Source organism: Pantoea sp. LS15 (genome assembly GCF_012241585.1).
Classification (GTDB): Bacteria; Pseudomonadota; Gammaproteobacteria; order Enterobacterales; family Enterobacteriaceae; genus Enterobacter.
In genome coordinates, this window is sequence record NZ_JAAVXA010000031.1 from 3,042 (window position 1) to 4,674 (window position 1,633).

1 rRNA gene is annotated in these 1,633 nt (G+C 53.3%); it reads right to left on the reverse strand.

Going from position 1 to position 1,633, the window contains the following annotated elements:
* Positions 1-20: 20 nt before the first annotated feature.
* Positions 21-1,560, reverse strand: a 16S ribosomal RNA gene (locus HED65_RS22395).
* Between the last annotated feature and the right edge of the window lie 73 nt (positions 1,561-1,633).

Consider the following 1,633-nt stretch of genomic DNA (forward strand, 5'->3'; position numbering starts at 1 on the left):
CAAAGGCAGGTTCTTTAAGGTAAGGAGGTGATCCAACCGCAGGTTCCCCTACGGTTACCTTGTTACGACTTCACCCCAGTCATGAATCACAAAGTGGTAAGCGCCCTCCCGAAGGTTAAGCTACCTACTTCTTTTGCAACCCACTCCCATGGTGTGACGGGCGGTGTGTACAAGGCCCGGGAACGTATTCACCGTAGCATTCTGATCTACGATTACTAGCGATTCCGACTTCATGGAGTCGAGTTGCAGACTCCAATCCGGACTACGACGCACTTTATGAGGTCCGCTTGCTCTCGCGAGGTCGCTTCTCTTTGTATGCGCCATTGTAGCACGTGTGTAGCCCTACTCGTAAGGGCCATGATGACTTGACGTCATCCCCACCTTCCTCCAGTTTATCACTGGCAGTCTCCTTTGAGTTCCCGGCCGGACCGCTGGCAACAAAGGATAAGGGTTGCGCTCGTTGCGGGACTTAACCCAACATTTCACAACACGAGCTGACGACAGCCATGCAGCACCTGTCTCAGAGTTCCCGAAGGCACCAAAGCATCTCTGCTAAGTTCTCTGGATGTCAAGAGTAGGTAAGGTTCTTCGCGTTGCATCGAATTAAACCACATGCTCCACCGCTTGTGCGGGCCCCCGTCAATTCATTTGAGTTTTAACCTTGCGGCCGTACTCCCCAGGCGGTCGATTTAACGCGTTAGCTCCGGAAGCCACTCCTCAAGGGAACAACCTCCAAATCGACATCGTTTACGGCGTGGACTACCAGGGTATCTAATCCTGTTTGCTCCCCACGCTTTCGCACCTGAGCGTCAGTCTTTGTCCAGGGGGCCGCCTTCGCCACCGGTATTCCTCCAGATCTCTACGCATTTCACCGCTACACCTGGAATTCTACCCCCCTCTACAAGACTCTAGCCTGCCAGTTTCGAATGCAGTTCCCAGGTTGAGCCCGGGGATTTCACATCCGACTTGACAGACCGCCTGCGTGCGCTTTACGCCCAGTAATTCCGATTAACGCTTGCACCCTCCGTATTACCGCGGCTGCTGGCACGGAGTTAGCCGGTGCTTCTTCTGCGGGTAACGTCAATTGCTGAGGTTATTAACCTCAGCACCTTCCTCCCCGCTGAAAGTACTTTACAACCCGAAGGCCTTCTTCATACACGCGGCATGGCTGCATCAGGCTTGCGCCCATTGTGCAATATTCCCCACTGCTGCCTCCCGTAGGAGTCTGGACCGTGTCTCAGTTCCAGTGTGGCTGGTCATCCTCTCAGACCAGCTAGGGATCGTCGCCTAGGTGAGCCGTTACCCCACCTACTAGCTAATCCCATCTGGGCACATCTGATGGCAAGAGGCCCGAAGGTCCCCCTCTTTGGTCTTGCGACGTTATGCGGTATTAGCTACCGTTTCCAGTAGTTATCCCCCTCCATCAGGCAGTTTCCCAGACATTACTCACCCGTCCGCCGCTCGTCACCCGAGAGCAAGCTCTCTGTGCTACCGCTCGACTTGCATGTGTTAGGCCTGCCGCCAGCGTTCAATCTGAGCCATGATCAAACTCTTCAATTTAAAAGTTTGATGCTCAATGAATTAAACTTCGTAATGAATTACGTGTTCACTCGTTGAGACTTGGTATTCATTT